26 protein-coding genes, 3 tRNA genes and 1 pseudogene are annotated in these 26958 nt (G+C 68.8%); 7 read left to right on the top strand and 23 right to left on the bottom strand.

The features are described 5' to 3' along the window. Positions 1-6: 6 nt before the first annotated feature. From OPU67_RS11105 to efp, 4 genes are all read right to left on the bottom strand, one after another. Complete coding sequence (locus tag OPU67_RS11105) at positions 7-1773, bottom strand: SLC13 family permease (RefSeq protein WP_267619601.1); 1767 nt, start codon at positions 1771-1773, stop codon at positions 7-9. Between the two features lie 207 nt (positions 1774-1980). Continuing rightward, positions 1981-2065 (bottom strand) — tRNA-Leu (locus tag OPU67_RS11100). Between the two features lie 180 nt (positions 2066-2245). Beyond that, a complete protein-coding gene (locus tag OPU67_RS11095) occupies positions 2246-3064 on the bottom strand; it encodes an inositol monophosphatase family protein (protein ID WP_267619600.1) in 819 nt (272 codons plus the stop codon). Between the two features lie 171 nt (positions 3065-3235). Then, the gene (efp, locus tag OPU67_RS11090) at positions 3236-3799 is read right to left on the bottom strand and encodes an elongation factor P (RefSeq protein ID WP_073974936.1); all 564 of its coding nucleotides are present in this window, start codon (positions 3797-3799) and stop codon (positions 3236-3238) included. A gap of 174 nt (positions 3800-3973) precedes the next feature. On the opposite strand from efp, the gene OPU67_RS11085 reads away from it, so the two are divergent. Further along, positions 3974-4399: an elongation factor P gene (locus OPU67_RS11085; protein ID WP_267619599.1), complete on the top strand. Its 426-nt coding sequence runs from the start codon at positions 3974-3976 to the stop codon at positions 4397-4399. 22 nt (positions 4400-4421) lie between these two features. Here the strand turns inward: OPU67_RS11085 and OPU67_RS11080 are convergent, their stop codons facing one another. Together OPU67_RS11080 and thiE are read right to left on the bottom strand one after the other, a co-directional pair. Then, positions 4422-5375: an NAD(P)/FAD-dependent oxidoreductase gene (locus tag OPU67_RS11080; RefSeq protein ID WP_267619598.1), complete on the bottom strand. Its 954-nt coding sequence runs from the start codon at positions 5373-5375 to the stop codon at positions 4422-4424. A 91-nt stretch (positions 5376-5466) separates the two neighbouring features. Continuing rightward, positions 5467-6108, bottom strand: coding sequence for a thiamine phosphate synthase (gene thiE, locus OPU67_RS11075; RefSeq protein ID WP_267619597.1), 642 nt, complete (start codon positions 6106-6108; stop codon positions 5467-5469). Between the two features lie 79 nt (positions 6109-6187). Between thiE and OPU67_RS11070 the strand changes: the two genes are divergently transcribed. Further along, complete coding sequence (locus OPU67_RS11070) at positions 6188-6592, top strand: hypothetical protein (protein WP_267619596.1); 405 nt, start codon at positions 6188-6190, stop codon at positions 6590-6592. Between the two features lie 4 nt (positions 6593-6596). Here OPU67_RS11070 and OPU67_RS11065 read toward each other — a convergent pair whose 3' ends face one another. The 6 genes from OPU67_RS11065 to tkt all read right to left on the bottom strand — a co-directional run bounded on the left by OPU67_RS11065 (position 6597) and on the right by tkt (position 12841). Continuing rightward, entirely contained in the window at positions 6597-7481 is an 885-nt protein-coding gene (locus OPU67_RS11065; RefSeq protein ID WP_267619595.1) for a fructose bisphosphate aldolase, read from the bottom strand. A 138-nt stretch (positions 7482-7619) separates the two neighbouring features. Further along, positions 7620-8072 (bottom strand): PaaI family thioesterase, encoded by a 453-nt coding sequence (locus OPU67_RS11060; protein WP_267619594.1) that lies wholly within the window; start codon positions 8070-8072, stop codon positions 7620-7622. Next, complete coding sequence (locus OPU67_RS11055) at positions 8069-8515, bottom strand: DUF4440 domain-containing protein (protein WP_267619593.1); 447 nt, start codon at positions 8513-8515, stop codon at positions 8069-8071. Before OPU67_RS11055 ends, OPU67_RS11060 begins: the two co-directional genes overlap by 4 nt. Positions 8516-8520: 5 nt before the next feature. Further along, on the bottom strand, positions 8521-9723 hold the full coding sequence (locus tag OPU67_RS11050) for a phosphoglycerate kinase (RefSeq protein WP_267619592.1): 1203 nt from the start codon (positions 9721-9723) through the stop codon (positions 8521-8523). A 148-nt stretch (positions 9724-9871) separates the two neighbouring features. Continuing rightward, positions 9872-10879, bottom strand: coding sequence for a type I glyceraldehyde-3-phosphate dehydrogenase (gene gap / locus OPU67_RS11045; RefSeq protein WP_267619591.1), 1008 nt, complete (start codon positions 10877-10879; stop codon positions 9872-9874). 15 nt (positions 10880-10894) lie between these two features. Beyond that, positions 10895-12841, bottom strand: coding sequence for a transketolase (gene tkt / locus OPU67_RS11040; protein ID WP_267619632.1), 1947 nt, complete (start codon positions 12839-12841; stop codon positions 10895-10897). 255 nt (positions 12842-13096) lie between these two features. Between tkt and OPU67_RS11035 the strand changes: the two genes are divergently transcribed. The 4 genes from OPU67_RS11035 (at position 13097) to OPU67_RS11020 (ending at position 15047) form a co-directional block, all read left to right on the top strand. Beyond that, the gene (locus OPU67_RS11035) at positions 13097-13321 is read left to right on the top strand and encodes a hypothetical protein (protein WP_267619590.1); all 225 of its coding nucleotides are present in this window, start codon (positions 13097-13099) and stop codon (positions 13319-13321) included. Further along, positions 13318-13827: a cell division protein ZapA gene (locus tag OPU67_RS11030; RefSeq protein WP_267619589.1), complete on the top strand. Its 510-nt coding sequence runs from the start codon at positions 13318-13320 to the stop codon at positions 13825-13827. Before OPU67_RS11035 ends, OPU67_RS11030 begins: the two co-directional genes overlap by 4 nt. 390 nt (positions 13828-14217) lie before the next feature. Beyond that, a complete protein-coding gene (locus OPU67_RS11025; protein ID WP_267619588.1) occupies positions 14218-14796 on the top strand; it encodes a 5-formyltetrahydrofolate cyclo-ligase in 579 nt (192 codons plus the stop codon). Continuing rightward, on the top strand, positions 14796-15047 hold the full coding sequence (locus OPU67_RS11020) for a DUF2842 domain-containing protein (protein WP_267619587.1): 252 nt from the start codon (positions 14796-14798) through the stop codon (positions 15045-15047). The genes OPU67_RS11025 and OPU67_RS11020 overlap by 1 nt, the downstream gene beginning before the upstream one ends. A gap of 46 nt (positions 15048-15093) precedes the next feature. Here the strand turns inward: OPU67_RS11020 and OPU67_RS11015 are convergent. The 5 genes from OPU67_RS11015 to thyA all read right to left on the bottom strand — a co-directional run bounded on the left by OPU67_RS11015 (position 15094) and on the right by thyA (position 20097). Further along, a tRNA-Asp gene (locus OPU67_RS11015) sits at positions 15094-15170 on the bottom strand. Positions 15171-15288: 118 nt separating this feature from the next. After that, positions 15289-16659, bottom strand: a complete 1371-nt coding sequence (locus tag OPU67_RS11010) for a dihydrolipoamide acetyltransferase family protein (RefSeq protein WP_267619586.1) — start codon at positions 16657-16659, stop codon at positions 15289-15291. A gap of 7 nt (positions 16660-16666) precedes the next feature. After that, on the bottom strand, positions 16667-17722 hold the full coding sequence (locus OPU67_RS11005) for an alpha-ketoacid dehydrogenase subunit beta (RefSeq protein ID WP_267619585.1): 1056 nt from the start codon (positions 17720-17722) through the stop codon (positions 16667-16669). Continuing rightward, a complete protein-coding gene (locus OPU67_RS11000) occupies positions 17719-19014 on the bottom strand; it encodes a thiamine pyrophosphate-dependent enzyme (protein ID WP_267619584.1) in 1296 nt (431 codons plus the stop codon). Before OPU67_RS11000 ends, OPU67_RS11005 begins: the two co-directional genes overlap by 4 nt. A 114-nt stretch (positions 19015-19128) precedes the next feature. Next, positions 19129-20097: a thymidylate synthase gene (gene thyA, locus OPU67_RS10995; RefSeq protein WP_267619583.1), complete on the bottom strand. Its 969-nt coding sequence runs from the start codon at positions 20095-20097 to the stop codon at positions 19129-19131. Positions 20098-20208: 111 nt separating this feature from the next. Here thyA and OPU67_RS10990 point away from each other — a divergent pair. Next, positions 20209-20285: transfer RNA gene (locus tag OPU67_RS10990), tRNA-Pro, on the top strand. Positions 20286-20395: 110 nt separating this feature from the next. Here the strand turns inward: OPU67_RS10990 and OPU67_RS10985 are convergent. The 6 genes and pseudogenes from OPU67_RS10985 to OPU67_RS10960 all read right to left on the bottom strand — a co-directional run. Next, a complete protein-coding gene (locus OPU67_RS10985; RefSeq protein WP_267619582.1) occupies positions 20396-22261 on the bottom strand; it encodes an ABC-F family ATP-binding cassette domain-containing protein in 1866 nt (621 codons plus the stop codon). A gap of 77 nt (positions 22262-22338) precedes the next feature. Beyond that, entirely contained in the window at positions 22339-23391 is a 1053-nt protein-coding gene (locus tag OPU67_RS10980; RefSeq protein ID WP_267619581.1) for a fatty acid desaturase, read from the bottom strand. Positions 23392-23548: 157 nt separating this feature from the next. Beyond that, complete coding sequence (virB11, locus tag OPU67_RS10975) at positions 23549-24586, bottom strand: P-type DNA transfer ATPase VirB11 (protein WP_267619580.1); 1038 nt, start codon at positions 24584-24586, stop codon at positions 23549-23551. A gap of 7 nt (positions 24587-24593) precedes the next feature. Further along, positions 24594-25748 (bottom strand): TrbI/VirB10 family protein, encoded by a 1155-nt coding sequence (locus OPU67_RS10970; protein WP_267619579.1) that lies wholly within the window; start codon positions 25746-25748, stop codon positions 24594-24596. A gap of 31 nt (positions 25749-25779) precedes the next feature. Continuing rightward, entirely contained in the window at positions 25780-26601 is an 822-nt protein-coding gene (locus tag OPU67_RS10965; protein ID WP_267619578.1) for a TrbG/VirB9 family P-type conjugative transfer protein, read from the bottom strand. Further along, positions 26598-26958: pseudogene (locus tag OPU67_RS10960) on the bottom strand (type VI secretion protein); the annotation flags it as partial. The gene OPU67_RS10965 and the pseudogene OPU67_RS10960, both read right to left, overlap by 4 nt.

Here is a 26958-nt window from a genome sequence, read left to right as displayed (position 1 = left end):
TTGCCGTCAAAGCGGCCAGGACCACAGAATGAGCGGCGTGCCGACCAGGATCACTAGCAGCGAAAGCGGCGCGCCGAGCCGCGCATAATCGCCGAACTTGTAACCGCCCGCCCCGAACACCAGCGTATTGCACTGGTGCCCGATCGGCGTGAGAAAGTCGCACCCGGCCCCCACCGCAATCGCGATCAGGAACGGTTCGGGCCGGAACCCGAGCTCCTGCGAGAACACCACGGCGATCGGTGCCATCACCAGCACCGTGGCGGCGTTGTTGAGGAAGGGCGTCACCGCCATCGCGGCAATCAGGATCAGGGCGACGGCACCCCACGGCGGTAGCTGGGTTGCGATCGCGGCGAGTTCTTTGGCGATGATGTCGGCCGCGCCGGTCGATTGCAGCGAGGCGCTGACCGGGATCAGCGCAGCGAGCATGATGAGGATCGGCCATTCGATCGATTCGTAGGCCTCGTCGATCGGCAAGGTGCCGGTGATCACCATCAGCGCGGCGGCCGCGAAAAAGGCGATCGCAACCGGAACGAGTCCGCTCGCGGTCGAGATGATCGCGGCGGCGAGAATGGCGACCGGCAGCAGGCCGCGGCGCGATGCGCCAAGGCGGATGTCGCGCTGCGCCAGCGGCAGCGCGCCGAGCTTGGCCAGACGATCGGGCAGTTGCGCCGTCAATCCCTGCAACACTATCACGTCGCCGGGTTGCAGCACCGTCTGGCCGATCCGCCGCGACAGGTTTTCGCCCGCACGCGAGACAGCGATGAGATTGATGCCGAAGCGTTCGCGCAGTTGCAGCCGCCCCGCCGTCCGGCCTACGAGCGCCGAATCCGGCTTGATCACCGCTTCGAGCACGCCGACCCCGTCGCCCTTTTCCAGCCCGGGCGTTCCTGCACCGGTCAGAATCAGGCGATCGCCCGCAATCACACGCTCCAGCGCATCCGGGTCACCGCCAAGGATCAACAGGTCGTTCGGTTCAATTGCGCCACCGGGTGTCACCTCGACCGGGACACCGCCGCGCAGAAGGCCGGTGATTTCCACCGTATCTTCGTGGCGCGCAACAAATTCGGCGATCGTCTCGCCGATCGCCTGCGAGCCTTCGGACACGGAGGCCTCGGTCACGTAATCGGAGATGTCGAGCGCCTCGCCCAGCAAGGCCGCCGGCTTGCGATCGGCGGGCAGCAAACGGTAGGTGAGGCGCAGGAAGACCAGTCCGATCACCAGCAGGCCGAGGCCGGTGGGAAGATAATCGAACATCCCGAAAGGCTGCCCCGTCATGTCCTCGCGCACCCGGCTGACGATGATGTTGGGCGACGTGCCGACCAGCGTGGTCAGGCCGCCCAGCAGCGAGGCGAAGGACATGGGCATGAGGTAAACCGAAGGGCTGGTCTCGCTCTTCTTGGCAAGCTGGAATGCCGCCGGCATCATCATCGCCAGCGCGCCCACGTTCTTGATCATGCCCGACAGCACGCCGACCGAGGTAATCAGCAAGGTCAGCTGCGAGGGCACGGTGCGGGTGAATTGCGCAACTCTGGCAAGCAGCGCCTCGACCACGCCCGACCGCTGGATCGCGGCCGAAACGACCAGCGCCGATCCGACGATCACCACGATGTCATCCGACATCCCGGTAAAGGCTTCCTCGGGCGAGACGATCCCCACCGCCAGCGCAGCCAGCAACGCGATCACCGCGGTGACATCGTAGCGGAACCGTCCCCACACGAAGAGCACCATCATCCCCGTCAAGATCGCGATCGACAGCCATTGGGGGAGCGTCATTACGGTCGGTCAATCCTTCTTGGATCGCGTTTACAATGGCCCGAAGGGCGCGTCCCCTTCGTGCCAACAGCCGTGTTTGTCGGCCGGTGCTGTCATCGCATGACGATCCCGGATTGGCCAACGGCGCAAGCCATTAATCCGCGAGCGCCGCTCACTGTTCCAGCGCACGCCGCGCCGGAAGCGAAAAATCGCGATTTCAGAGGAAGGTGGTGCCCCTGGCCAGACTCGAACTGGCACATCTTTCGATAACCGATTTTGAGTCGGTCGCGTCTACCAATTCCACCACAGGGGCACAGGGTGCAGGCCGGGCGCTGTTAGCCGGGTCGCCGCCGCGCTTCAACGATGTTTCACGTGAAACATCGATTTGGCGCTGCCTGAAGGGGGTCTAGAGGGGGCCTGGAGGGGGTCTGGAGGGGGGCAAGCCGAGGTCTGGCGACCACTTTGCGCAGGAAGAAGCCCACCCTTCCCCGGCCTAGCGCAGCGCGCCCGCCAGCAGCTTGTGGAGCTTGGAATGCAGCGCGTCATTCGCCGCCAGCAGTTGCTGCGAGTGGATCGCTTCCGAGCGGCCGCGAAAGTCGGTGACGAAGCCGCCCGCCTCGCGCACCAGCAGGCAGCCGGCCGCCGTGTCCCAATCGGAAAGGCCGCTTTCCCAGAAGCCGTCGAAGCGCCCCTGCGCCACATAGGCGAGATCGAGCGCCGCCGAACCGAAGCGGCGAATACCCGCGACCTCGGGGCCGATCGCGCCGAAGATCCGCGTCCACTCCGCAAAATCGCCGTGGCCCGCGAAGGGAATGCCAGTCGCGACCAGCGCCTCGCCGAGCCGCGAGCGGCCCGAGACGCGCAGGCGCGCATCGTGGAGCCAAGCCCCGCGCGATTTCTCCGCCCAGAAGGTCTGGTCGGTGATCGGCTGATACACGACCCCGGCGACGACATCGCCCCAGCCCTTGCCGTCAGGGCGCGGTTCCTGCGCGGCGATCGAGATGGCGAAGTGCGGGATGCCGTGGAGGAAGTTGCTGGTGCCGTCGAGCGGGTCGACGATCCAGCGCGGCATCCCCGGATCGCCCTCGATCACGCCCGCCTCCTCCATGACGAAGCCCCAGCCCGGACGGGCGGCGGAAAGTTCGTCATAGATCGTGCGCTCGGCGCGCATATCGGCCTTGCTGACGAAATCGGCCGGGCCCTTGCGGGAGACCTGCAGGTGCTCGACTTCGCCGAAATCGCGCCGCAGACGCCCGCCCGCCTTGCGCGCGGCGCGCTCCATGACGCGGATGAGGCCGGATATGGCTGCCATTGTTTCAACTCTCTGCCGTTCGCCTCGAGCGCAGTCGAGAGGCGGTGTCACGGCGCTATTGTGTCTCGACTACGCTCGACACGAACGGGGTAGGGGCTCGGCACGAACGCGGTTGGGCGCTTGCTGGTGCCGTGTGTCTCGACTTCGCTCGACACGATCGGAGCTTGGCGCTCAGCCGGCCTTGCCGATATAGGCCTGCTCGTAGACGTCGACGATGATGCGTGTGCCGCTGCCGATGTGCGGCGGGACCATGATGCGCACGCCGTTGTCGAGGATCGCGGGCTTGTAGCTCGACGAGGCGGTTTGTCCCTTCACCACGGCATCGGCCTCGACGATGGTGGCCTCGACCTGCGCGGGCAGTTCGACGCTGATGGGCTTCTCGTCCCACAGTTCCAGCGCCACCTGCATCCCGTCCTGGAGGAAGGGGCGTGCATCGCCCAGAAGGTCGCCCGGCAGGGTGATCTGCTCGTAGGTGTCGTTGTCCATGAAGACGAGATCGTCCCCTTCGGCATAGAGGAACTGGAAGTCCTTGGTGTCGAGCCGCACGCGCTCAACCGTGTCGGCGCTGCGGAAGCGCACGTTGGTCTTGCGGCCGTCCTGCAGGTTCTTCATCTCGACCTGCATATAGGCCCCGCCCTTGCCCGGCTGGGTGTGCTGGATCTTGGCGACCTTCCAGATGCCGCCTTCATATTCGAGAATGTTGCCGGGGCGGATATCGACGCCGCTGATCTTCATGGGGCGATGGGCCTTCTTCGGGAGTGGAAAGAGCGTGGAAGGGCGCGCCGCCAGCAAGGGGTGCGCCCGCAAATGATGCGCGCCCATAGCCGAGCCCGCCCCGCGCGGCAAGCGGGGGCAGGAACAGGGTTAATTCCATGGCAAGGCAGGCCCGGGGCTGGTATCGATTCGCCCATGAGAACCCGCACCGTGCTCCTCCTCCTCGCCCTTGCCGCCGGGATCGCCGCCGCCGCGCCGGGTGAGAGCCACGCGCAGGACCGCAAGGCCTCGCGCCCGCAGCCGCGCCCCGGCGCGCCGACCGGGGGGACGCTGGGCATCCTGCCGCACGGCACCTGGGAATGCGCCCTGCCCGGCGACGCGGGGGGCCCGGCCTTCGAGCCGATCGAGGAGGAAGGCTTCCTGATCAGCACCGCCTCGAGCTACCGCAGCCCCGGCGGCGGGCGCGGTATCTACCTTTTGCGCGGCACCGAGGTGGTCTTCACCCGCGGCCCCAAGAAGGACCAGCGCTTCCGGGTGCGCGGAGAGAACACCTTGCAGAAGCTCAACCCCGACGGGACCGACAGCAAGCTGGTCTGCACGCGGATCGGCAATATCGGCTGACCTGCGCGCCGCGCAGGGCCGTTCAGGACCGGGCGCGGCGGATGTCGTCGCCGAGCACCTCCTCGACCGTCTCGCCGTCCCGTTCGCGCAGCCAGTTGTGCGCCCGCGTCGCGGCGATGGCGCCGTGGCCCATCGCGACGCTGATCTGGTCGAGCCCCTCGACGAGATCGCCCGCGACGTAGAGCCCCGGAACCTCGGTGCCGAAAGGGCCATTGCCGGGCGCCTTGCCCTCCCCTGTCAGCTCCAGACCGAGCGCTCCGGCCAGATCGCTCCTCGGGGTGGAGCCGAGCGCGGGGTAGAGCACGTCGAAGGCGAGCGGCGCCTCGCGGCCCTCGCAATGGAGCAGGATCTCGCGCTCCCTCGGCTCGAAGCGCGTGACCGGATCGTGCAGCACATGGATGCCCGCCCGTTCGAGATCGGCTTCCTCCTCGGGGTTGAGCGCCACGTCGCGGCGCGGCAGCAAAGTCACGTCGTCCGAATAGCCCGCGAGGAACAGCGCCTCAGCCGCGCCGGACACGTCGCAGCCGAGCACGGCGATGCGCTCGTCCCGGTGCTCGAAGCCGTCGCAGATCGGACAGTAGCGCAGCACGCCAGCCTCGACTGCGGCCTGGTGGAGGTCCTCGGGCAGCGGCGGCTGGTTGTGCCGGACCCCGGTGGCAAGGATCACCGCGCGCGCGGTGTGGATGGTGCCACTTGCATCGGCGAGGCGGAACAGCCCGCCCTCGCGCGCCGCCCCGGTGACGCGCGCCTCGAGGAAGCGCGCCCCGTAGGTCGCGGCATGACGGGTCATGCGCTCGAGCAGTTCGGGCCCGGCGATGCCGCCCTCGTGGCCGGGCACGTTGCGGGTCAGCGGGATCTGCGCGGCGCGCGCCGAACTGTCGTGGATGACGAGCGTCGTGCGCAGGAAGCGCGCGGCATAGAGCGCGGCGGTGAGGCCGGCGGGGCCGGCGCCGACGATGATGATGTCGTGGATCACGCGTGTCTCGCAAGGGATGGGAGCCGGTGGCATCCGCGCTTGCCGCTTGCCGCGCTCTAACCGAGGTTGGCCGCGCGCGCGCGGAGGGGGGTCACCCGCGCATGACCTCGGCGAAGGCCTCGATCGCGGCGACCTCGTCCCCGCCCCACACGGCATGGCTGACCGCGAGGAAATCCGCGCCAGCCTCGACCAGCGGCGTGCAGTTGTGCGGGGTGATGCCGCCGATCGCGACACAGGGGATCTCGAAGAGCTGAGTCCACCACGCGAGCAGCTCGGGCAGCGGGCGCTCGGCATCCGGGCCCTTGTCCTTGGTGGCGGAGGGGAAGAACGCCCCGAAGGCGACGTAATCCGCCCCGGCCTCGCCCGCTTCCATCGCCAAGTGGCGGCTGGCGTGGCAGGTGACGCCGATCTGCGCCTCGCGCCCCAGTGCCTCGCGCGCCTCCTTGGGCGAGCCGTCCTCCTGCCCGAGATGCACCCCGTCGGCCTTGAGGCGCTTCGCCAGCGCCATCGAATCGTTGACGATGAAGGCGACGTCGTGCGCCGCGCAGATCGCCTGCAGGGGCTCGGCGAGCCGCGCGGCCTCGTGCTGGTCGAGGTTCTTCACCCGGAACTGAAAGGCGGTGACGAGATCGCCGTGCCGCCGCGCCCCTGCCGCGAGCGCGCGCTCGAGCCGCCGGGGGAAGTCGCCGCCCACGTCGAGGGGCGAGATGAGGTAGAGCTGGGTCTGGGTCATGGCGCGTCTCGCTAGTGGCTTGTCGCACGCCTGTCACCTGTTCAGGCGGCACTCAGGCGCGGGGCCGCCAAAGCGGGGCATGACCAAGCACGCCCGCCTTTTCGCCCCCACCGTGCTCGCCGCCCTGCTGGGGGCCTGCACGATCATCCCCGATCCCGCGCGCCCTGAGAGCGCAGCGGTCCCGCCACCCGGCAGCGCGGTCGCCCTGGGGCAGCCGGTGACGGTCTGCAGCCTCGTGGCGACGCCGCTCGAGGTGGTCGAGGACAGCCGCTGCCCCGTCAACGCGCGGTGCGTTTGGGCCGGGCGGCTGGTGGTGCGCACGCGGATCGAGGGTCAGGGCTGGAACCAGACGAGCGACCTCGTCCTAGGCGAGCCCTACCCCACCCGCGGCGGCACGTTCGCCCTCGTCGCCGGCAACCCCTCGCCCGAAGCGGGCACGCCGACGCCGAGGGAGGCCTACCGCTTCGTCTACGAGCCGCGCTGAGACGTTACACGCTCGCGCAGGCGATCTGGTCGATCGCCTTGCCGAGCACCGCGTCGAACTCGGCGTCGTCCTGCTGCTTGCGTAGGTCCTGCAAGAGCCCGCGGCTGAAGCTCGCGATCATGCCGGGGTTCTGGGCAAGACGCTCGCAGGCCTCGTCGGTCGAGAAGCCGCCCGACAGCGCCACGACGCGCAGCACCTTGGGGTGGCTGACCAGCGGAGTGTAGAGACCGGCCTTCGCGGGGATCGAAAGCTTGAGCATCACCTGCTGGCCCTCGGGCAGAGCGTCGAGATGCTTCAGGATCTCGGCGAGGAGGATCTCTTCACCCTCGGCCCGGTCTTCGGCGGTGATGTCGTATTCGGGCTCGATGATCGGCATGAGCCCGGCGGCGATGATCTCGGCGCCCACCTCGAACTGCTGCGCCACCACGGCGGCGATCCCGGCGGGGTTCGCGCTCTTGATGACCGAGCGCATCTTGGTGCCGAACATCCCCGCCGCCACCGACTTCTCGAGTAGCGCGGCGAGCTTCACCATCGGCTTCATCAGCTGCACGCCGTCCGCCTCGTCGGCCAGCCCCTCGTCGACCTTGATGAAGGGCACGATCCCGCGCGCCTTCAGCGCATCGCCGGTGGTCTTGCCGTCGACCATTCCGTCCATCGTCTTCTCGAACAGGATCGCGCCGATCACCTTGCCGCTGGCGAAGGAGGGCGCGGTGATGACGCGGGCGCGCATCGCGTGGATCTGGGCGAACATTTCCTCGTCACCCGACCACTCGGAATCCTCCACCCCGTAGCCGCGCAGCGCCTTGGGGGTCGAGCCGCCCGACTGGTCGAGCGCGGCGATGAACCCCTGGCCGGTGGCGATGCGGGTCGTCATTTCCTGGGTGTTCATGGCAAGCGTTCTCCAAGTCGCGAATGTGATGTGAGGTGCGGCCCCTCGCCCTCTATGCATAGGTATGCACAGCAGCTTCGGAGCGGGCCTTAGCGAGCCGTTGCGGATGCTGCAACTGCGAGATTCCGGCGCGAGATATCAGCGCTTCGACAGGCGCCGGATGATCCCGGTGAAACTCAGCGCCGGCTGCCCGTCGCCTGTCACCAACCCGCGCACGAAGATCGTCTTGCCCCCGCCGCGCGTGACTTCACCGCGCGCTTCGACCAGCGCTCCGGGCGGGACCGAGCCGAGGAAATCGCCCGACAGGTTGAGCGTCACCGCGTGGTCGCCATTCAACACATCGGTCGCGATGGCGAAGAGCGCGAAGTCGGCGAAGGTCATCAGGCAGCCGCCGTGCATGAAGCCGCCGCCGTTCATGTGGCGGTCTTCCGCACGGAAGGCGCTGGTGTAAGAGCCGTCATCTTCGCGGCGATAGTAGAAGGGTCCCGAGCGCGTCTCGTAAGGGTCGCCCTGCCAGTAACGCCACCCGGCGAACTCGCCCTCCTGCATGACGGAGAGCATCCCGTAGCTGGTCTCGACCGCCTCGCTCATCGGCGCTTGCCCCCCTTGTTCCACAGCTGAAGCCGCTGGATCGCGCGCGCGCGGTCCTCGTCCGGATCGAGCACCGCGATGCTGCGCTCGGCGAGCTTGTGCTTGCCGCCCCAGCTGCCCAGCTTCCACAGGTCGCTGACGAGGAACTGCCCCGCCCATTCCTCGCGGCCCAGCCCCAGCTTCAGTTCGGCGGCGGCGACGAACCACGCCGAAGTGCCGTGGGTGCGCACCAGCACCTCGCGGAAGGTAAAGGACCGGCAGGCGAAGCCTTCGGCCATCGCGGCAAGGAAGCTCGGGCGGTCGAGCAGCTGCGGCGGACGGGTGCCGACCATGCACATGAAGTCGCGCTTGGTGAGCTTCTTCATCGCCTTCTCGTCGCCCGCCACCCAGGCGCGCATCGCGCCCAGTGCCAGCGCCTCGATCTCGGCTTCGCTCACCGCCATGCCGATCAGGCCTCGAGCGCGGCGACGCCGGGCAGAACGCGGCCTTCCATCCATTCGAGGAAGGCGCCGCCCGCGGTCGAGACATAGGTGACGTCGTCCGTCACCCCCGCCTGCGCGAGCGCGGCGACGGTGTCCCCGCCGCCCGCGACGCTGATCAGCGAGCCCTCCAGAGTCAGCGCCGCCGCGGTGCGCGCCAGCGCCACGGTGGCAGCGTCGAAGGGCGGCGTCTCGAAGGCGCCGAGCGGCCCGTTCCACACCAAAGTGCGGCAGGTCTTGAGCACGTCGGCGAGCGCCTCGACTGCCGTCGGGCCCACGTCGAGGATCATCTCGTCCTCGGCCACCTCGTGGACGTTGCAGACCCTGAGGGACGGCGGATTCGCGGCAAATTCCTTGGCGACCACCACGTCATAGGGGAGGTGGACGGTGCAGCCCTTCGCATCGGCCTCGTCCATGATGCGGGCGACGGTGGGGGCAAGATCGTGCTCGCACAGGCTCTTGCCGACATTCACCCCGCGCGCGGCAAGGAAGGTGTTGGCCATGCCGCCGCCGATGATGAGGTGCTGGACCTTGCCGACCAGATGTTCGAGCACGGCGAGCTTGGTCGAGACCTTGGCGCCCCCGACCACGGCGGCGACCGGCGTCTGCGGCGAGCCGAGGGCGGCATCCAATGCCTTCAGTTCGGCCTCCATCGCGCGCCCGGCATAGGCCGGCAGGAAGTGCGCGAGGCCTTCCGTGGTCGCATGGGCGCGGTGCGCGGCGCTGAAGGCGTCGTTGACGTAGAGCGTCCCGTGCGCGGCGATCGCCTGGGCAAGGTTGGGATCGTTCGCCTCCTCGCCCGGCCAGAAGCGGGTGTTGTCGAGGAGGCCGATATCGCCCGGACCGAGGATGCCGACCGACTGCGCGACGACGGGGCCGGCGATCTCGGGGATGAACATGATCTCCTCGCCCAGCACGCGCTCGACGTCGCCCACCACCATGCTGGTGGAAAGGGTGGAGGAACGCTGCCCGCCGGGCCGGCCGAAATGCGCGAGCAGCAGAACCTTGGCCCCGCGCCCGGCGAGTTCGAGGATGGTGGGCTTGACCGCCTCGACCCGGGTCACGTCGGTCGCCGAGCCGTCCTTCATCGGCAGGTTCAGATCGACGCGGACAAGCGCGACCTCGCCGGTGAGATCGGCGGGGAGATCATCGAGGGTCTTGAACTTCGGCATCGCTCACTTCCGTTCCTCCCCCACCGGGGGAGGGGGACCGCGCGCGGGACGCGCGGGGTGGAGGGGCACCCTCGAATGATCCGAACAGTGGCGGGTGCCCCTCCACCATCCTGCGGATGGTCCCCCTCCCCTGGAGGGGAGGATGAGCTTACAGGAACTTCGCCACCACCCCGGCGGTGTCGATCATGCGGTTCGAGAAGCCCCACTCGTTGTCGTACCAGCTGACGACGCGGGCGAGCTTGCCTTCCATCACCGAGGTCTCGAGGCTGTCGACCGTCGAGGAGGCGGGGTAGTGGTTGAAGTCCGAGCTGACGAGCGGTTGGTCGGTGTAGTCGAGCACGCCCTTCATCGGGCCCTCGGCCGCCGCCTTGAGCGCCGCGTTGATCTCCTCGGCGGTGGTGTCGCGCGAGGGGACGAAGACGAGGTCGACCATCGACACGTTCGGGGTCGGCACGCGCACCGAGGAGCCGTCGAGCTTGCCCTTCAGTTCGGGCAGAACCAGGCCGACCGCGCGGGCGGCGCCGGTGGTGGTCGGGATCATGTTCTGCGCACCCGCACGGGCGCGGCGCAGGTCCGAGTGGATCTGGTCGAGCATCCGCTGGTCGTTGGTGTAGGAGTGGATCGTGGTCATGAAACCGCGCTCGATCCCGATCGCGTCGTTCAGCACCTTGGCGACCGGCGCCAGGCAGTTGGTGGTGCAGCTCGCGTTGGAGATGATCACGTCCTCGGCGGTCAGCGTTTCATGGTTCACGCCATAGACGATGGTCTTGGACACGCCCGTCGCGGGCGCGGAGATCACCACGCGCTTGGCCCCGGCGGCAAGGTGCGGGCGCGAGGCCTCGTCCGACTGGAAGAAGCCGGTGCACTCGAGCACGATGTCGACGCCCATGGCGGCGTGCGGCAGGTTGGCGGGATCGCGCTCCTTGGTCACCGCGATGCGCTTGCCATTGACGATGATTGCGTCGCCATCGGCAGTTACTTCGCCGTTGAAGCGGCCATGGACTGAATCGAAGGCAAACAGCAGCGCATTGGCCTTGGCGTCCGCGAGGTCGTTGATCGCGACGAGGTCGAGATCGTGGTCCGTGCGCTCGAGGATGGCGCGGGCGACGAGACGGCCGATACGGCCGAAGCCGTTGATGGCGACTTTGGTAGCCATGGGAGGTTCTCCTGCTTAATTGTTCAGTTTGTTCAGGATCTGCGGCACGATCTTGTCCGCGGTGAAGCCGAAATGGGCGAACAGATCGCCCGCCGGGGCCGAGGCGCCGAAACGGTCGAGGCCGATGGCGAGGCCCTGCGTGCCGGTGTAGCGCTGCCACCCGAAGGTGCTCGCCGCCTCGATCGCAACGATCAGCGCGCCTTCGGGCAGGAGTTCGGCGCGGTAGGCGTCCGGCTGCTCGTCGAAGAGCTCGGTCGAGACCATCGAGACGACGTCCGCGCCCACGCCCTGCCCTTCGAGCTGGGCGGCGCAGGCCAACGCCAGCTCGACCTCCGAACCGGTGGCGAGGATCACGACCTTGCGCGCCGCTTCGGCACCCTTGAGGCGGTAGCCGCCCTTGGCCGAGAGGTTCTCGGAAGCCTCGGTGCGCAGCTGCGGCAGGTTCTGGCGGGTCAGCGCCAGCACGCTCGGCCGATCCTTCTGCCTCAGCGCGAGGTCCCAGCACTCGGCGGTCTCGACGGCATCGGCGGGGCGCATCACGAGGAGGTTCGGCATCGCCCTAAGCGATGCGAGGTGCTCGATCGGCTGGTGCGTGGGCCCGTCCTCGCCCAGCCCGATCGAATCATGGGTCATCACGTAGATCACCCGCGCGCGCTGGAGCGCCGAGAGGCGGATCGCGCCGCGGGCATAGTCGGTGAAGACGAGGAAGGTGCCGCCATAGGGGATCACCCCGCCATGCAGCGCCATGCCGTTCATCGCCGCGGCCATGCCGAACTCGCGGATACCGTAGTAGACGTAGCGGCCCGCATAATCGTCCTTGGAGAAGGTGCCGATCCCGCCCGCCAACGTGTTGTTCGAGCCGGTGAGGTCGGCGCTGCCGCCGATCGTGTCGGGAAGCTGCGGGTTGATCGCGCCCAGGGCGATTTCCGAAGCCTTGCGGGTGGCGATCTTCTGCGGGCTTGCGATCAGCGATGCGATGTGCGCGTCGAGGCTGAAGTCCTCCGGCAGGTCGCCCGCCATGCGCCGCTCGAACTCCGCCTTGTGCTGTGAGGCTTCAAGCCTGCCCGCCCAGGCCCCGTGCGCCGCACGGCCCGGCTCGGCGGCGGCGTGCCAGTCGGCGAGGATCTCGCTCGGGATCACGAAGGGCTCGGACGTCCAGCCCAGCGTCTCGCGCGCCGCGGCGACTTCCGCCGCGCCAAGCGCCGCGCCGTGGGTCGCGCTGGTGCCCTGCTTGTTGGGAGCGCCCTTGCCGATCACCGTGCGGCAGGCGACCAGCGAAGGGCGCGGATCGGCCTTCGCTTCCATGAGCGCGCGCTCGATATCCGCAAAGTCATGGCCGTCGCACTCCGTGACGTGCCACCCGGTCGCGGCATAGCGGGCCTTGATGTCCTCGGAGGTCGACAGGTCCGTCGCCCCGTCGATGGTGATGCGGTTGTCGTCCCACAGCACGTTGAGGTGCCCGAGGCCGAGGTGCCCGGCGAGCCCGATCGCCTCGTGGTTGATGCCTTCCATCAGGCACCCGTCGCCGGCGATCACCCAGGTGCGGTGATTGACGAGATCATCGCCATAGACCGCATTTAGGTGCCGCTCGGCCATCGCCATGCCCACCGCCATCGCGAGGCCCTGCCCCAGCGGCCCGGTGGTGCATTCGACGCCGTCGAGAAGGAAGTTCTCAGGGTGACCCGCGCACGGCGAGGTCAGCTTGCGGAAGCCCTTGATGTCCTCGATCGTCGGCGCGGCGTAGCCGGTGAGGTACAAGAGGCTGTAGATCAGCATGGAGCCGTGCCCCGCCGACAGCACAAAGCGGTCGCGGTCGGCCCACTTGGGCGCGGCAGGATCGAACTTGAGGTGGCCGGTGAACAGCACCGTCGCCACGTCGGCCATGCCCATCGGCATTCCGGGATGGCCCGAATTGGCCGCCTCCACCGCATCCATCGCGAGCGCGCGGATGGCATTGGCCATCGGCTGGAGGCGGGCGGCGTCGATGCTCGTCGGCACGGATGATCTCCTGCTCGCGGCGGAAGCCTCTGATCTGGGCCAGTCCAGGCGATTCGACCCCTGCCGCGGTGCGCCGTGCCATTGCCGAGGCTTCGTGGGAGGTCAACCACGCGCAGCAGGGTCTCCCCGGAAGGGACGGCGCCCGCCGCGCCGAGCCACTTATCAACAGCCCCCGCCAAGCCTTTGCGCGGCCACTTTTCTGTTGGTATTCCTGCGCGCATGACCGCCGACCGCATCGCTGCCGCCCTGGCCCGTATCGAGAGCGCCATGGCGCGCATCGACGCCGCGCGCGCGGGCGCTGGCGGCACCGAGCTGCGCAGCGGCGGGGGATCGGGCAAGGTCGTCGAACTCGTCAACGTGCATGAGAAACTTCGCGAGCAAGTCGCTGAAAGTCTACGCGAACTCGACGATCTCCTCGAGCAGCTGGAGGGCCACGAGGGATGAGCACCGTCACGCTCAGCATCGGCCCCAAGACCTACACCGTGGCCTGCGCCGACGGGCAGGAGGCGCATATCCGCGCGCTGGGCGCGATGATCGCCGACAAATATGCCCAGCTCGGCCAATCGCGCGCGCCGCTCGAGGCGCAGAACCTGCTGTTCGCCGCGCTGTTCATGGCCGACGAGCTCGACCAGGCAAGGAAGCGCGTCGCCGCCTTCGCCGAGCCCGACACCAGCGAGGCCGATGCCCTGCGCGCTGGCATCGCCCGGCTCGAGGCGGAGTTGGCGGCAGCGCGGGAGGAGGCGGCCGAGGCTAGGGACGCGGCAGCGGTGGCTGCGGCCCGCGCCGCGCCCCCCCCGCCGCTCGCGCCGATCACGCCGCAATTCGACCTGTTTGGCGGACCGCCTGCCACCGCTACCGAGGACGAGGACCTCGCCGCCCGGCTCGAAGCCCTCGCCGCGCAGGCCGAGGCGAGCGCGGCCGCGCTTGAAGCGGCGCTGCCAAGCGCCTAGATTGATCGGCGGCGGGACTGCCCGGCACGAGCCGATTGAATATCCCTGAGGCTATAAGCAATCCATGGGAGTTGTCCCTGCCCCTGTCTGTCGGTTCGTCCGGGAGGCTCGGGTACACGGCGCCCACCTGACGTTAGGCGTCAGAGGATTTCGAGTGCAAACGACCCATGGTGGTTCCGCCACTTCCTTGATTTCCGCAACGCCTCCGCGATGCGGTTCCTCCGGGGGCCCGGCCCTTCGGGCCACCCCTGCGGGCGGCCGTTCGGCCTTGCGGGCCTTTGGCCCGATTCAGTCCTCCCCTTCGGGGGAGGGGGACCATCGGCAGGATGGTGGAGGGGCGAGCGGCGGTCATGCTTGCCGCATCGGCAGCGGGGGGCTACCCGAAACCCCATGACCGACCTCACCAAAGCCGCCTTGCGCAAGCACCTGCGTGCCTTGCGCAAGGCGCACGTCGATGCGCTACCAAACAACCTGCGCGCGCTGATGTTCCACCGCCCGCCCGCCCCGCTGCTCGCGCGGATCCCCGCCGAAGCGGTGATCGGCCTCTACCAAGCCGGACCCTTCGAGGCGCCCGCGGCGGCCTATGCGCGCTTCTTCCGCGATGCCGGGCACACCATCGCCCTTCCCCACTTCGCCGCCCGCGACGCAGGCATGACCTTCCGCCACCACACCGACCCTTACGCTCAGGACGATCTCGAGGTCGGCCCTTTCGGCATCCTCCAGCCCTCCGCCGATGCCGAGGCGCTGGTGCCCGACGTGCTGTTCGTGCCGCTCGTCGGCTTCACCGCCGATGGTGCGCGGCTCGGGCAGGGCGGCGGGCATTATGACCGCTGGCTTGCGGAACAACGCCCCGCGCTCGCCGTTGGCCTCGCATGGGACGCGCAGGCCTGCGAGACGCTTCCCACCGAGCCGCACGACGTGCCCCTCGACGCGGTCGTCACCCCCACCCGGATCTACGGAAGCCTCTGATGCGCGAGACCCCGACCTGGCGAATCCCCTTCGGCATCATCGCCCTCTTCATCGGCCTCATGGTCTATGGCGTGGTGATCGCGCGCTATGCGCCCGGGCTGATCGGGGGCTGGAGCGGGCTTGCGCAGACGGCCGTCTACGTGGTGCTCGGCCTCGTGTGGCTGCTGCCGCTCAAGCGCTTCCTGATCTGGATGGAGACCGGCCGCTGGAGCGCGCCTGCGGGGGCCCAGGCAAAGAAAAAGGCGGACTGAACGCCCGCCTTTTACCGGCCTTCAAGGCCTTCCCTCAGGGAACAAGTGGCGCGAGTGACGGGGCTCGAACCCGCGACCTCCGGCGTGACAGGCCGGCGCTCTAACCGACTGAGCTACACCCGCGCATCTTGTCCTTTCCGAGCGATCCGGCGATCCCGTCCCGCTCGTGGAGCGCCGCCATTAGGGCCGGGTGTGAGGACTGTCAACGCCCCTCGCACCGCCCTCGGCGGATATTTTCCCATCAACCAACCAACAGCAACGCCGGCGTCTCGATGAGCGTCTTGACGGCCTGGATGAAGCTCGCCGCATCGTGTCCGTCGACCACGCGGTGGTCGCAGGAGATCGAGATGTTCATGAGCTTGCGCTTGGCGATGCGCTCGCCGCCCATGCCGTCGGCGACGAACATCGGGCGCTCGACGATGCGGTTGGGGCCGATGATCGCGACCTCGGGGCGGTTGATGACCGGCGTGGTCGCGACCCCGCCGAGGGGGCCCAATGAGGTGATCGTGAGCGTCGAGCCCGACAGCTCCTCCGATGTCGCCTTGCCGCTGCGCGCGGCCTCGGCGAGGCGGCCGATCTCGCGGGCGAGCTGCCACAGGTTCTTTCCCTGCGCGTCGCGGATCACCGGGACCATCAGGCCCGCATCGGTCTGCGCGGCCATGCCGAGATGCACGCTGCCGTAGCGGGTGACGACATTCGCTTCGTCATCGTAGCGCGCATTGATCATCGGGAACTGCGGGATGGTCTTGCAGATCGCGGTGATCAGCAGCGGCAGCATGGTGAGCTTGGGCCGGTCCCCCCTGCCCTCGTTCAGCTGCGCGCGCAGGGTTTCGAGGTCGGTGACGTCGCACTCCTCGACATAGGTGAAGTGCGGGATGTGGCGCTTGGCCGCGGCCATGTTCTGGGCGATGCGCTTCCTCAGGCCGATGACCTTGATCGCCTCGTCGGCGCGGCTCACGCCCGCAGCCCCGAAGCCGCCGTTGTAGGCGAGGAAGGCGTCGAGGTCCGCATGACGCACGCGCCCGTCGGCGGCGGGCTTCACTTGGGCAAGGTCGATGCCGAGGTCCTTGGCGCGCTGGCGGACGGCGGGGCTCGCCAGCACCTTCACTTCCGTTCGTGGCGAGCCAGTCGATGCACCGTTCTTTTCTTCAGAAGTGAAAGACGGCCGTTGCCCCTGCGGGTCAGCTTCGCTTCCGACAGGCTCAGGGCGAACGGGGGTTGATGGGACCAGCGCCGCTGCATCTTCCTGGTCGCCCGCGTCCGAAGTCTCCACCTCGATCCGCTCGGCCACCTCCGCAGGAACGGGCGCATCCGACATCTCGTCCTCGACCTGCTCGGCCGCGGCTTCGGCTTCCGCTCCGGACACCTCGCCCTCGGTCTCGATCACCAGCAGCATCGCGCCGATCGCGATGGTGTCGCCCACCTCGCCGGCCAGCGCGGTGACGGTGCCGGAAACCGGGCTCTCGATATCGATCGTCGCCTTGTCGGTCATCACGTCGACGAGGTGCTGGTCCTCCTCCACGCGGTCGCCAACCTTGACGTGCCACTCGACGACCTCCGCCTCGGCGACGCCCTCGCCCACGTCGGGCATGTTGAATGTGAACTTGGCCATCGTGAGGTCAGTCCTTCAGAAGCTTGTCGATCGCCTCGCCGATGCGGACCGGGCCGGGGAAATAGGCCCATTCGAGGCTGTGGGGATAGGGCGTGTCGAAGCCGGTGACGCGTTCCACGGGCGCTTCGAGGTGGTAGAAGCAGCGTTCGGTGACGAGCGCGGAAAGCTCCGCCCCGAAACCGGAGGTGCGGGTCGCCTCGTGGACGATCAGGCAGCGGCCGGTCTTCTCGACCGAGGCCTCGATCGCTTCGATGTCGAGCGGCACGAGGGTGCGCAGGTCGAGGATCTCGGCATCGACCCCCTTGGCCTGGCACACCGCCTCGGCGACATGGACCATCGTGCCATAGGCAAGCACGGTCAGCGCCTCGCCCTCGCGCACGGTGCGCGCCTTGCCGAGCGGGATCTTGTAGTAGCCTTCGGGCACGACAGAATCGGGGTGCTTCTTCCACGGCTCGACCGGCTTGTCGTAGAAGCCCGAAAAGGGCCCGTTGTAGATGCGCTTGGGCTCGAAGAAGATGACGGGGTCATTGTCCTCGATGGCGGCGATCAGCAGGCCCTTGGCATCGTGGGGAGTCGCCGGGATCACGGTTTTCAGCCCCGCCACGTGGGTGAACAGCGCCTCCGGGCTCTGGCTGTGGGTCTGGCCGCCGAAGATGCCCCCGCCGAAGGGCGAGCGCACGGTGAGCGGCGCGATGTAGTCGCCCGCCGACCGGTAGCGCAGGCGCGCGGCCTCGGAGATCAGCTGGTCGAGGCCGGGGTAGATGTAGTCGGCGAACTGGATTTCGGGCACGGGGCGCAGGCCATAGGCGCCCATCCCCACCGCCACGCCGATGATCCCGCATTCGCTGATCGGCGTATCGAACACTCGGGTCTTGCCGTATTTCGCCTGAAGGCCAGCGGTCGCGCGGAACACGCCGCCGAAATAGCCCACATCCTCGCCCATGATGATCACGTCAGGATCGCGCTCGAGCATGATGCCCAGCGCCTCGTTGATCGCCTCGATCATGTTGAGGCGGCGTTCTGCGAGCACGGCTTCGCCCACGGTTGCTACGGTCTCGCTCATCCGAAGGGCCTTTCGGTGCCGAACTTGGCGATGCGCTCGCGGATCGCCTGGGCGGCCTGCTCCTCGAGGTGCCAGGGCAGCTCCTCGTAGACGTCCTCGAACATAGTGTGGAAGGGATGGTGGAGGCCGTGGCCGAGGATGCCGTTCTTCTCGGCCTCCTTGGTGGTGGCCTTGACCTCTTCGGCGCACTTGAGGTCCATCGCCGCGTGGCGCTCCTCGTCCCATTCGCCGATCGCGATGAGGTGGTTCTTGAGGCGCGTCACGGGATCGCCCAGCGGCCATTCCTCGCGCTCCTGCGCGCTGCGGTAGCCGCTCGGATCGTCCGAGGTGGAGTGGCCTTCCGCGCGGTAGGTGAAGTATTCGATGAGGCTAGGTCCGTGGTTGCCGCGCGCGCGGTTCGCCGCCCATTCGGCCGCCGCATAGCAGGCGAGCGCATCGTTGCCGTCGACCCTGAGCGCTGCGATCCCGTAGCCGAGCCCGCGCGCCGCAAAGGTCGTGCGCTCGGCCCCCGCGAAGCCGCTGAAGCTCGAGATCGCCCACTGGTTGTTGATGACGTTGAGGATGACGGGCGCGTTGTAGACCGCGGCGAAAGTGCAGGCTGAGTGGAAGTCGCCCTCCGCGGTCGAGCCCTCGCCCACCCAGGTCGCCGCGATCCGGCTGTCGCCGCGAATCGCGCTCGCCATCGCCCAGCCCACTGCCTGCGGGGTCTGCGTCGCGAGATTGCCCGAGATCGAGAAGAAGGAGTGCTCGCGGCTCGAATACATGATCGGCAGCTGGCGGCCCTTCAGCTTGTCGGCCTTGTTCGAATAGATCTGGTTGATCATCTCGATCAGCGGATAGCCGCGCGCGATCAGGATCCCCTGCTGGCGGTAGGAGGGGAAGATCATGTCGTCATGCGCGAGCGCCATGGCGGGCGCGATCGAGGTTGCCTCCTCGCCGGTGCACTTCATGTAGAAGCTGGTCTTGCCCTGGCGCTGGCCGCGGAACATCCGTTCGTCGAAGGCGCGCACCATCGCCATGTGGCCGAGCATCGCGCGCAGGGTGTCGGGCGAGAGGCGCGGGTTCCAAGGGCCGTGCGCCCGGTTGTCGTCGCCGAGCACCCGCACGAGGCCGTAAGCGAGGTCCGCCATCGCGCTCGGGTGCGTCGCCTCGTCGGGTCGCGGCTGGTCGCCGGGCTGTCCGATATCGATATGCGAGAAGTCGGCCTTGTCGCCGGGCCGGTATTTCGGCTCGGGCACGTGCAGCGCGAGCGCCGGTCGGTTGCTGTCGGACGGTTGTGCCGGATCGGCCATGGGCTCGCGCTCTCCCGTGCTCGCAGGGCCGCGAGGTGCGGGTGCGATCATTGCTTGTATACGTATTTTTATTTCACCGCCCGAAAGCGGTCAAGCACGGTGAGGGCCAAGCCATCATACCGCAACGGGGGCGCTGATCGGGGGCTGCGGTGCGTAATCATGCACCACGAAATCCTCGATCGTATATCCGAAAATTGTTTCGGGCAGCCTCGTGATGGCGAGCCGCGGATGGCCCTGCGGCTGCCGGCGCAGCTGTTCCTCGATCAGATGGGCATGGTTGAGGTAGAGGTGGACGTCCCCGCCCATCCACACCAGCTCGCCCGGCTCCATCCCCACCTGCTGCGCGATCATCCGGGTGAGAAGCGCCGCCGACCACAGGTTGAACGGAAGGCCGAGCGCGACGTCGCAGCTGCGCTGGTAGAGGAGGCAGTTGAGGCGCGCCTCCTCACCCTCGCCCGCGACATGGAACTGGTAGGTCTTGTGGCACGGCGGCAGGGCCATCCGGTCGAGCTCGGCGACATTCCAGCCCTCGATGATGTGGCGGCGGCTGCCGGGGCTAGTGCGCAGCGATTCAACGACAGCGGCGACCTGGTTGATCCCCTCGCCTTTCTCGTAGAGCCCGTCGGGGCGATAGCGGTAGGTCGGCCAGCTGGTCCACTGCTTGCCATAGACCGGCCCCAGATCGCCCCAGCGCCGCGCGAAGGCTTCGTCCTGGGCGATGCGGGCGACGAAATCATCGAGGCTGATCGCATCGCTCGTCTCGCGCACGTAGCGCGCGTGGGGCCATTCGTTCCAGATCTTCACCCCCTGCAGCACCAGCGGGCGGATATTGGTCTCGCCGGTCAGGAACCACAGCAGCTCGCGCGTCGCGGTCTTCCAGTAGACGCGCTTGGTGGTGAGCAGCGGCATGGCCCCGCCGCCAAGGTCGAATCGCAGCATCGCGCCCGCGATCGAGCGCGTGCCCACGCCGGTGCGGTCGATCCGCTCGGAGCCCGTCTCCCAGACCTGCCGCATCAGGTCGAGATATTGCTGTTCGGGGTGGGGAGGCGTGGCGGCGGCAAGCGGATTCGTGCGGGGGTTCATGGCTTCGACCATAGCGCGCATTTGCCCGCTTGCCACCCGCTGCGGGTCTGCCTATAGGGCGCGCCTTGCCTCGATCCGCAGGGACATCTGACCCCGCGGAGCCGACACGGTCGGGGAGTAGCTCAGCCTGGTAGAGCACTGTCTTCGGGAGGCAGGGGCCGGAGGTTCGAATCCTCTCTCCCCGACCAATTTCGGTTCTTGGCGCCGCGCCGTCCTCTCCGGTCCTGACCGGCGGGACGGAGACTGATCTGCGGACGACTGCGGCACGAACCTGGCATCCATGCCGGGCCTTTCATGCTCAGGCGGCCTGTTCGGCCTCCAGGAGCGCTCCGGCGGCGAGCCACGTCTCCTCCGCCTCGGCGAGGGCGGCAGCGGCCGCGGCGCGCTCGGTAAGCAAGCTTTGCATCTTCGTTCCCTTGTCGCCCGCCGCGCTTCCGCAGGCGAGGATCGCCTGATCCAGACGCTCCAGTTCGGACGTCAGCCGGGCGATGGCGCTTTCCGCCTTGCCGAAAGCGGCCTGCGCTGCGCGCCAGTCGCCAGCGCCAGCGGCACCGGCCTTGCTGCCGCCTCGCGCATCGCCACCGCGCTGGCCCTTCGACGGGCTCCGCCCGAGAATGAAGTCGATGTAGTCATCCATGCTGCCGTCATATTCGCGCGCCGTCCCGCCATCGACGAGGAACAGGCGGTCCGCGGTCAGTTCGACCATGTGGCGATCGTGGCTGATCAGGATCACCGCCCCGGTGTAGCTGTTGAGCGCCTGGATCAGCGCCTCGCGCGCGTCGACGTCGAGGTGGTTGGTCGGCTCGTCGAGGATCAGGAGATGCGGCGCGTCGCGGGTGATGAGCGCCAGCGCGAGCCGCGCGCGCTCGCCGCCCGACAGCTTGTCGACCCGCTGCTGGGCGCGCGGGCCCGAAAAGCCGAAGCGCCCCAGCTGCGCGCGCACCGCACTCTGCGAAAGCCCCTCCATCGCGCGGTTCATGAGATCGAGCGGGGTGTCCTCCCCCGCCAGCTCCTCCACCTGGTACTGGGTAAAGTAGCCGACCTTCAGCTTGCCCGGCGCGTTCACCGCGCCCTCGGCGGGGGAGAGTTGCGCAGCGAGGAGGCGGGCGAGCGTGGTCTTGCCGTTGCCATTGCGCCCCAGCAAGGCGATGCGGTCGTCGGCCTCGATGCGGAAGTTCAGCCGCTTGAGGATCGGCGGCGCCGCGCCATAACCGACCGCCGCCTGTTCGAGCGTGATCATCGGCGATTTCATCGCGGCCGGATCGGGGAAATCGAAGCTGAGCGACGGGTCTTCCATCAGCGCCGCGATCGGCTGCATCCTGGCGAGCATCTTGGCGCGCGACTGCGCCTGCTTGGCGGTCGAGGCGCGGGCGGAGTTGCGGGCGATGTAATCCCTGAGCCGCGCGGCCTGCGCCTCCTGCGAGGCCTTGGCCGCGGCCAGCTGCGCGGCACGTTCCGCACGCTGCTTCTCGAAGGCATCGTAGCCGCCCGGATAAAGCGTCAGCTGCCCGCCCTGCAGGTGCAGGATGTGATCCACCACCTTGTTGAGCAGATCGCGTTCGTGGCTGATGACGACCAGCGTGGCGGGGTAGGACTTGAGGAAGTTCTCGAGCCATAGCGTCGCTTCGAGGTCGAGGTGGTTCGAAGGCTCGTCGAGCAGCAGGATGTCGGGCTCGGAAAACAGCAGGGCGGCCAGGGCGATGCGCATCTTCCATCCGCCCGAGAAGCTGTCGACGGGGCGCTGCTGCATGGCTTCGTCGAAGCCGAGACCGGAGAGGATCTTCGCCGCGCGTGCCGGGGCGGAGTAGGCGTCGATCGCGAGCAGGCGCTCGTGAACGTCGCCCATCCGGTCCATGTCGGTGCAGGTCTCGAGCTCCGCGAGCAGCGCCGCACGTTCGGTCGCGGAGGCGAGCACGACCTCCTCGGGGGTCATCGAGCCATGCGGGGCTTCCTGCGCGATATAGCCGATGCGCGCGCGCGAGGGCTTGGAAATCTCCCCGTCGTCGGGCTCGATCTCGCCGATCAGCGCCTTCATCAGCGTCGACTTGCCCGCGCCGTTGCGGCCGATCAGGCCGACGCGGGCGCCCACCGGCACGGTCGCGCTGGCGCGCTCGAGGATGGGCCGGCCGCCGAGCCGGACCGTGACGTTGTCGATGGTGAGCATGGGCGCGCCCGTAGCATCCTATGCCCTCGTCCCCAAAGGAAATCCCTTCCCCCAGGGCCGAAGAAGCCGCGGCCGGGTCAGGATGACGTGCCGATGGCCTTCCGGAAGGAGACCAGCCTGCGCTGGTCCTCGTCCCACAGGGCGAGGGTCATCGGCTTGAAGGTCGCGCCGATCGTCAGGCGATTGAGATCGCGCAGCTGCGGGTAGGCCGCCAGGACATCCGGCAGGCGGTAGAACGGGATGCGGCTGGCGAGGTGGTGCACATGGTGGATGCCGATGTTCCCGGTGAACCAGCGCAGCGGTTGCGGCAGGTCGAGGTGCGAGCTGCCATGCAAGGCGGCCTCGTGGAACGACCATTCCTCGCCGCCGTTCCAATGGGCGCGTTCGAACTGGTGCTGGACGTAGAACAGCCACACCCCGGTCGTCGCCGCAAACAGCAGGGTGGGGACGACAACCAGCACAGTGGCAGCGATGCCGAACAGGACCATCAGCCCGGCCAGGACGCCGCCCGTCGCCAGATTGGTCGCCAGCGCGCTGATCCAGTAGCGCTTGCCTTCGCGCATCAGCCCGATCGGCAGCCGGTGCCGCAGCACGAACAGGTAGGCTGGGCCGAACCCGAAAAGGAAGATCGGGTGGCGATAGATGCGGTACAGCACGCGCCGCACCGGCCCACGCGATCGGAACTCGCGGACCGTCAGGGTGTCGACATCGCCGAAGCCGCGTGCGTCGAGATTGCCGGTGGTCGCATGATGCAGCGCATGCGATCGGCGCCAGCAGTCGTAGGGGGTGAAAGTCAGGACACCCAGAGCGCGGCCGAGCGCATCGTTGCCGGTGCGCGTGCCAAGGAACGCGCCGTGACCGCAATCGTGCTGGATGATGAAGGTCCGCAGCAACAGCAGCCCGGCAACCGGCACGAGCACCAGAGCAAGGACGTATCCCGAACTGACCGCAACGAGCATCGCGAGGACGAGCGCGAAGAACGGGACAAGCGTCACTGCCAGCTCGCCGATGCTTCTCCCGGTGTTCACCTTGGTGAAGGGACGCAGCGCAGACACGAGGCTGCGCGGGTCGAGCACCGCAGCGTCGGCAGCCGCGGCGCGCTGCCGGTCAGGCCTTACATGAATCGTCAAACTGTCTGATTCCCGTTGGAGATGGCGCCTGCATCTGACGTGTCACCGCAAAGCGCAAGCCTGCGATTGCAGGGGGCGGCGCAAAGCCTGCTCCGATTGCGGGCCTTGGCAGCGTTGTCCCGCACCAGGCCGAGCCTCGACGTCGCCCTGGCTCGTCTCACGCGATATTTTTGGTTTGAGTGATGTTGGTGATGGATCGTTGTCCTTGGTTGTTTCGGCCGAGTTGGACGATGATGTCGATGACGTTTGCGGCGTATTGGATGGTGTCGTGTCTGGTGAGGCCGATGCCGGTTTGCATGACCATGAGGGCGAGTTGTTCGAGTGCGCTTTCGGGGGAGTTGGCGTGGATGGTGGAGAAGCTGCCGGGGTGACCGGTGTTGATGGCGCGCAGGAAGCTGACGCTTTCGGCTCCGCGCAGTTCGCCCAATACGATGCGGTCGGGGCGCAGGCGCAGGGCGGCCTGGAGGAGTTCGTTGGCGGTGACCCGGGCCTCGCCCAGGTCGCCCTTGACCGCGACGAGGCCGAGGCCGTTGGCGCCGGGGAGCTTGAGTTCGGGGGTGTCCTCGACCAGCACCACGCGCTCGTGGGCGGGGATCTCGCCGAGCATGGCATTCAAGAAGGTGGTCTTGCCGGTGCTGGTGCCGCCGGAGATGAGGATCGTGGCCCTTGCGCGGATCGCGGCGCGCAGGAAGGCGATCGGCGCCTCGTGCGGGTCGGGCATGGCGAGCGGCGCGGCGGGGACCAGCGGGCCGGTGTCGTAGGCATCGAGCGGCAGGTCGAGGCGGCGGTGGCGGCGGATCGCCATCACCCAGTGCCGCCGCGCGGCGGGCGGGCCGCAGAACTGCACGCGCGCGGTGCCGCTGCCGCCCGCATCGGGGAGCGTCGCGCCGAGCAGCGGGTGTTCGCGGTTGATGCCCTGGTGGCTGACCCGTGCGACCTGCTCGGCGAGGCGCTGCACCAGGCGGTCGTCGATCTCGGGGGCGAGGATGCGCTGCATCCCCGGCTGGGCGGCATCCTCGATCCACACCTCGCCGGGGCGGTTGACCATGATCTCGGTCACCGTGTCGCGCTCGAGCCAGCGGCGGAACGGCGCGAGGTAGGCGTCGAGATAGACGGAACGCTCCACGGGGCGCTCGGAGGGGAGCGGCACGGATCCGCCCTCCTCCGCCGCCAGGCGGTGGATGTCCGCGCTCATCCGCCGCTCAGCCCGCCGCCGCGCTGAAGTCGAGGTCGCGGGCGGTGAACACCCGGATCGGCTCGCCCATGCGCACCCGGATGGTCGGGCTGATCTGGCCGTTCGACTGCACCGCCGCATTGGCCGCGCTCTGCGCGCTGCCGGCGACCAGCACCCCGCCGATCCCGCCGGTCGCCACCGCCCCGAGCCCTCCCACCACCGAGAGCAGCAGTCCCGAGCCGAAGCGCTGGAAGAAGTGCGAGTTCACGTCGCCCGCGAGCCCTGTGGTGCCGTCGAAGGCGGTCGCCGGCGAGGCGATCGCCACCGACACGCCGTCGGGGCGGATCAGCCGCGTCCAGATCACATAGGCGCGCTTCTGGCCCTGCTGCACGCCCGCCTGGTACTGGCCGATGAGCCGCGAGGAGCGCGGGATCAGCACCTGCTTGCCGTCGAAGCTCCTGACATCCTGGCTCACCACCGCGCGCACATACCCGGGCACGTCGGTGTTGATCGCGGTCTCGAGGATCGCCGGGATCAGCGTGCCCTCGGTGACGGTGGTGGCGGGATTGAGCATCGGGCGGGCCCGGGCGGGCGCGCCGCCGACCCCGCCGATGCTGCTCGCGAAGGCCGCGGCCGCGCCGCTCCCGGCCGGCGCCCCCGGCGCACCCGGCACGGGCGCGGGCGCGGGACCCTCGGCCGCGCGGATGCCGCGCGCGGTGCTCGCATCGAACACCAACTGCGGGCTGCCATAGGGATTGGCGGCCGTGCCCGGCACATTGCCAGGGTTCACCGCATAGACCGCCGCGGGCGCCGGATCGGCCTGCGGCGCGAGCGGCACGGGCACGCCGGTCGGCTCGGGCGCAGGCACGGGCCCCGCCGGCACCGGCACGGCGGCCCCGGCCTGCGGCGCGCTCACCGCCGGATTGCCGATCGTCTGCGGCGCGGGCACGCGCGCGGCGTTCATCGCCCAGAAGGTCACCGCGCCGAGCAGGCCGACCACCGCCACCCCGGCGGCGAGCTGCAGCCCCTCGCCCCGCGCCCGGCGCTCGGTCACCACCGGGAAGGCGGCGCGGCTCGCCAGGTCGATGATCTCCGCGCTCTCACGCGTGCGCGGGTCGACACCGGCCTCACCGGCCTCGCCGCCCTCACCCTTCTTCGCCGGCAGGCGCATCGCGAGCCGCATCAGCTTTCCTCCACAAGACGTTGTCCCAGCATCACTTCCGGCCCTTCCCGCGCGGCGCGGCAAGCCCTGCGCTGTGCAGCGAGGGCGCCCCGAGCGCAGTGTTGACGAGGCTCGCCGTCGCCCGCCCCGAGCGCAGGATCAGCCTGGGCGGCACCCCCTCGATCACGATCGTCTCCCCGCGCACGGTGAAGTTCACCGGCCCCTCCTCGCCATCCTCGTTGGTGACCAGGATCGCCGGCACCGCCACCCCCTCGGGCCAGGTCAGGAACACCGCCTGCCCGTCGTCATAGGCGCGCACCGGCAACAGGTCGGCGGTCCCCGCGCTCGCCCAGGCGAAGTTGAGCTTGGCCGGATCGGTGCCGGACGCCGCACCGCCCGACGCACCGGGCGCGCCCTCCCCCGCCGCCGACCCGGCGGCCGCCCGCGCGGCCTGCGCCTCGGCCTCGGCGAGCGCCGCGAGGCGCGCCTCCTCGGCAGCCTTCTCGAGCTCGGGATAGCGGAACTTGAGCACGTACAGCGCCGTATTCCTCGGGCTTGCCACCAGATCGAAGAGATAGGTGCGCTTGTCGGTCACCACCGTCATGTTGGTCCGCGCCGCCACCTCCAGCGGCTTCACGAAGAGGATCGTCTGCGCCTTGTTGGGCTGCACCTGCCAGGCCGCGCTGTCGCCGATCGCGACATTCTCGATCACCTCGTCAGGGCCGAACATGATCGTCGTCTGGACCTTCACCCGGCCCTCCACTCGGACCACCGCGCCCGCATCATAGGCGAGCGTTTGCAACCGGTTGTCCGCCGCTCCTGATACAGGCGCGAGGCACAGGGCAAGGCCGGCAAGCCACAGGGCGCGGGTCATCGATAGGTCTCCGGAGGCGGCCCGGCGGGCGCTGCGGGCACCGCCCCGGCGGCGGCGGAAGAGGAGGAAGACGCACCCGAAGAGGCGCTGCGGAAGCGGGTGCCGAGGCCCCGGGTGCGCGAGGCCGCGGGGCCGGCCAGCGGGCCCGCCGCGCCCCCTTGCAGCCCGCGCAGGATCACGCGTGTTTCACGTGGAACATTGCCCGCGCTCCCCGTGTCATTGGCCGCAACCACCCCCTGAAGCGGGGCTGCGCCGGGGCTGCGAGGGGTCAAGGCCGGACCAAACGGGGCCTCGAGGCCCCCACGCGCCGCCAGCACCGGTGCTGCCGCCGGCGCCGCCGCCGCCACCGGCACCGCC

Source organism: Erythrobacter sp. WG, assembly GCF_026586795.1.
Lineage (GTDB): Bacteria > Pseudomonadota > Alphaproteobacteria > Sphingomonadales > Sphingomonadaceae > Erythrobacter.
This window is presented reverse-complemented; position numbering and strand designations above follow the sequence as displayed.